The organism is Cellvibrio sp. (assembly GCF_053579595.1).
On record NZ_JBRFPI010000350.1, the window covers coordinates 1 to 4,794 of the forward strand.

Annotated in this window: 5 protein-coding genes; 3 read left to right on the plus strand and 2 right to left on the minus strand. The window is 46.6% G+C overall.

Annotation, left to right across the window (positions count from 1 at the left end):
* Positions 1-1,100: EAL domain-containing protein (locus tag ACWA6V_RS17370; protein ID WP_449523674.1), on the plus strand; the 1,100-nt coding region annotated here is incomplete at its 5' end.
* Between the two features lie 81 nt (positions 1,101-1,181).
* Here the strand turns inward: ACWA6V_RS17370 and ACWA6V_RS17375 are convergent.
* Positions 1,182-1,727, minus strand: a complete 546-nt coding sequence (locus ACWA6V_RS17375) for a DUF4256 domain-containing protein (protein WP_449523675.1) — start codon at positions 1,725-1,727, stop codon at positions 1,182-1,184.
* A 12-nt stretch (positions 1,728-1,739) separates the two neighbouring features.
* The gene (locus ACWA6V_RS17380) at positions 1,740-2,540 is read right to left on the minus strand and encodes a hypothetical protein (protein ID WP_449523676.1); all 801 of its coding nucleotides are present in this window, start codon (positions 2,538-2,540) and stop codon (positions 1,740-1,742) included.
* A gap of 855 nt (positions 2,541-3,395) precedes the next feature.
* Between ACWA6V_RS17380 and ACWA6V_RS17385 the strand changes: the two genes are divergently transcribed.
* A complete protein-coding gene (locus ACWA6V_RS17385; protein WP_449523677.1) occupies positions 3,396-3,995 on the plus strand; it encodes a DUF2214 domain-containing protein in 600 nt (199 codons plus the stop codon).
* Between the two features lie 130 nt (positions 3,996-4,125).
* A partial coding sequence (locus tag ACWA6V_RS17390; protein WP_449523678.1) for a cellulose binding domain-containing protein occupies positions 4,126-4,794 on the plus strand: 669 nt, incomplete at its 3' end.

The following is a 4,794-nucleotide window of genomic DNA, read 5'->3' on the forward strand; positions in this document are numbered from 1 at the left end:
CACTGATCAACATAGCCCCCCTGCTCCGCACCAATGCCAATACCAGCGATCCCATCGCGCGCCTCGGCGACTCCACCTTCGCGATAATCTCACCTAATGTGAAAGCTGATGCTGCCGTTAATCGCGCCTTGCAACTCTGCAAAGATTTGGAAGCACACATCATCGAGATCGATCACAAAACTCTGCAAATCACCTGCAGCATTGGTATCTCACTGATTAACGAAACCACCACTAGCACCAATACGGTGATCGAACAAGCGCGCAGTGCGATGGATAAAGTGCATGCCAAAGATGGCAACAGCGCTATGCTGTTTGAGCCAGAGACACCCAAAAGCGAAATCAAAATCGATATCGCGACTGCGATCCAACAGGCATTGGCCAATGACCGCTTTCGCCTGTTATTCCAGCCGATTATCAGCCTGCGCGGCTCCGACGAGGAATACTACGAAGTCTATTTGCGCATGGTGGATGAAAACGGTAATGAGATATCACCCAATCACTTTTTGGAGGCTGCATCTACAATGAGCGCAGCTACCAAAATAGACCGCTGGGTAATTCTGGAATCGATAAAAATGCTCTCGCAGCATCGCGCCAAAGGCAACAAAACCAAATTGATCGTCAATATCGGCCGCCAATCCCTGTGCGATGAATCGTTAATTCCCTGGCTTGCTGTCGCGTTCAAGGCAGCGAAACTCACCGCCGATTCCATTGTGTTTCAGGCGCAGGAAATTGATGTCACCAATCATTTGAATGCGGCGAAGAACTTTTCTGAAGGATTGGAAAAACTTAAAACCAGTTTTGCGATCAGCAATTTTGGCTGTTCATTGAACCCATTCAATACGCTTTCCCATGTGCCCGCAAACATGATTAAAATCGATGGATCGTTTACCACGGATATTCAAAACAACAACGAAAGCCCAGAGACGCTGATCCAACTGATCGAGAAGCTCAATGGCGAAAGCAAGATTACCCTGGTGCCATTTGTAGAGAATGCGAGCGTACTTTCCACGCTCTGGCAAGCAGGTGCTCACTACATCCAGGGGCATTATTTGCAGGAGCCTAGCCAAGGCATGACTTACGATTTCAATATGGAGTCGTAAATCGGAGTTGTCAGTTTGTTTGGGGAAGACGAAAAAACCGGAGCCATGTGCTCCGGTTTTTTATTTTGCCGCACACAAAATTTACACCCTTAACACACCACGAAAGCCGCGCACCGCATAATAAGATTGCGCACCATTGTGGTAAACAAAAACACAATCATAACGGCGATCCGCAAAGAGCGCTCCGCCCAATTTCCTAATCGCGGTAGGTGTTTGTATCCAGCTCGATGTTTTCAAATCAAATTCGCCCAATTGTTGCAAATCACGATATTGTTCTTCTGTTAACAACTCGATGCCCATTGCTGCCGCCATATCAAGTGCATTATTTTCCGGCTTATGTTCCTTGCGCGATTCCAACCCCTCGCGGTCATAACATACACTTCGGCGGCCCTTGGGTGTTTCTACCGAGCAATCGTAAAAAATAAATTCTCCGGTCTTTTTATCAAAACCGACCACATCCGGCTCACCACCGGTCGCCTCCATTTCATTCAGCGACGATAATTTTTTAACATCAATCTCTAGCTTGGCTTGCACCTTAGTCCAATCAAGACCTTTATGGCGATTCATGTTTTTTTCAAAGCGGGATTGCAACACTGTGAGCAATGCTGCGTATTTATTTTCAACCATTATTTTTAACCTTTATTTTTTATTTTTATTTATGGGCTTGATATGGAAACGATAACACCAGCCCATCAGCAGTAGCGCGAGCGCTATTAACCCGAGCGATCCGGGCTCATCTACCACCGAACCGCGTACGTGCATATCGAAACTGGTAATACTTCCATATACGTTGGCATCGTATGTATAAAAATCCCCGGGATATCTGTCACCATCGCGAGTACCATAATCAAAAATCTGCATTTCACCCAATGAAGATCCATTTGTTGCCACAACGGAAATATTTTGCTCCAAGTCCAGACCAGAAAAATACTCCATTGCGGGTGTAGGAAAATTGATACTAACTAATCGGTTTTCGGTTCTCGGATTGACTGAACTATATTCAGTGTAAGTCATCATGTCGAAATAACTGAAATGTTCCCCACGGAAAATACTGATCATATTTCTGAAATGCGTCAACGGAAACTCGCTGGAGGTGGTAGAGCTATAACTCTCATCACCCACATGTACAACGATTTCCATAGCAAACAAACTAAAATCGTATTCCCTGAAGGAATTCTCAGCATAAGTAGGAGGGAAATTATTTTCATCAAACTCATACCAGAAATCCGCATGGAAGGACTGCCCCGCAACAGCGACATCAAAAAAGGCACCGTCAGATCTATTACCCTCAGTGAATACATCAGTAATAAGCCCGTTGACTTTACCTTCAATTATGATGGCGCTGGCAGGATTTGAAAAAAGCAAGAAAAAGACAATTAACGTTGCGAGAGGAACAACCAAGCCTTGACTAAACCGAACACTACATTTATCAGTTAGCATCATCATCTCCTTGTACACAACAGTAAGTTGCTAAAAATATTCACCTTTAGCCACAAGTAAGAAGGGGTTATAACACGACGCTATCCTCATGAACAATGTAGGTTTTGTTCTACAGAAGATTTTTCTCATACCTTATTCGCACGATAACTTATCGTCGCAGAATATTATCCAGAGAGGGTATCACCACGAGAGAGAAGGAACTTGTAGGTTTTTATATCACTGCTGGCGATAGCGGCAAAATGTTGCTGCAGTGCGACATCAAAACCCGGTTTCATGCTTGTGCATCAATAGCAAAAGTTGAGATTGCCAGCAGTAAAGAAATGACACAAATACTATTCCCAATTGATCTGCTCACGCCCACCCCGCACAAATTTTCTTATTCGAATAAATCAGATTTTTGGTAGAAATGAGAACTAATGATTGGAACGCCATTGGCAGTCCGCGTAAATTAGCAACTGTTAGCCAGAGACTGATCGCCAAGCGAATCCACTAGCGCAATGCTGCAGGGTGGCATAGATGCGAAACCTGTCACACTCAATGTGTGCCAAGTAGCAGAATACAGAGCTTGACCATACAGACAACTGTCATACTGAGCCGCCACTATAGTGCGGTAAAGGCAGACGCCATTTGCGAAACTGTCGTTATAAAAACAACAAAATCCAACTAAAAACACTCGGCAATAACATCACGCAAACCAGGGTCGACTTCCCCCTGAGGTTTTCGGTCAAAAAAATTGTTGTAGCAACACATCTCACCAGTGCCGTTGATTCGCGAATTAACAGCCCACTGGACATGAGACGGCTTTTGTTCGCACTAAAAAAAACCAAAATCAACTGTTAATACCATGGAAGTGCTATGAAAACTCTCCTCGTCTATGCGCATTTACTTCCTGCTTGTGTCTCCCTAGGGATCTTATTGATCCAGGATTCTGCTTTGGCAAAATCGCGCGGTAAGGCTTTGTCGGCGAGCGCTATCAAAGATCTGACTAAATCAGCAGAAGTTATGTTCGTCGCATTGGTCGTGCTCTGGATTACCGGACTTGCGCTGGTGCTGCTCGGTTATTTGGAAAATCCGCAACAATATTTAATGAACGAAAAACTTTGGGCAAAATTTACTGTGGTGTCGGTATTAACGCTCAACGGAATTGCGCTGCACTATTTTAGTTTTCCGCGCGTCACCTCGCGTCGCGGCTTACTGGGTTTGCCCACTATTGAACAAATGTTGGTGACGCTCACTGGCGCCATTTCATCTACTTCCTGGCTATTTGCGTGTTATCTCGGCATCGCTCGCCCCTGGAATTACACCGTCAATTACAGCTACGTCATGTTTATTTACGCAGGATTATTAATCGCAGCCATTATCGTTGCCGGTGAAGTGCTGCGCATGATGCGCGCGCCAGAGCCGCCCTTGCTCACCGAAAAAGTTCAACTACGCACAGTCCGGAAAATGGAGTGATTGTTTCTACAACCTCAAAAAATTAACTGTTAAACCGTTTTTTGTTAGCCGAGCTCGACCATTTTTAACCATAACGATTGTTGATGACCACCGCCGAATTCATTCGGTATTTTTCTCTGAGGAAGACACTATGAGTAGCTTTAAAGCCTCTGCGATTCACCCTCGCACAGCGAGCGCGCTAACCCGCACTCTCTATGCAGCAGGGTTTTCTCTGGCGATATCCGCTCTCTCCACCCAGGCCTACGCCGGATGCCAGTATTTGGTTGCCAGCCAGTGGAATAATGGATTTACCGCCACCATAAAAATAACCAACACCAGCACCAGCGCCATCAACGGCTGGAACGTCAATTGGCAATACGCTGGCGACAATCGCATCACCAGCAGTTGGAACGCCACTCTCGGCGGCACCAACCCCTACACGGCCACCAACCTCAGCTGGAACCGCACTATCCAGCCTAACCAGTCGATCGAATTCGGCGTGCAGGGAACCAAAGGTGCTGCGGCTGCGGAAATACCGGTCATTAACGGTGCAGCCTGTGACAGCGCTGCCACTAGCAGTGCAGCCGTATCTTCTGCTGCCGCATCCTCCAAGCCTGCATCAAGTACGCCGGCCTCCAGTGTGCCGGCCTCCAGCAGCAAGGCGAGCAGCTCATCCGTTGCCAATACTGCCGGTACATGGGGTCTCGACAGCACAGCGTCTTATCTAAACTTCGCCACCACCAAAAACACCCACAATGTGGAAGTGCACAACTTCACCGGCTTGAGTGGGAATATTAGCAGCGCTGGTGTCGCGACCCTG

Bases quoted from the DNA above. Each gene is read 5' to 3' on its own strand.
- ACWA6V_RS17375 (WP_449523675.1), bottom strand. From the start codon at position 1,727: ATGGTTGAAAATAAATACGCAGCATTGCTCACAGTGTTGCAATCCCGC.
- ACWA6V_RS17380 (WP_449523676.1), bottom strand. From the start codon at position 2,540: ATGCTAACTGATAAATGTAGTGTTCGGTTTAGTCAAGGCTTGGTTGTT.
- ACWA6V_RS17385 (WP_449523677.1), top strand. From the start codon at position 3,396: ATGAAAACTCTCCTCGTCTATGCGCATTTACTTCCTGCTTGTGTCTCC.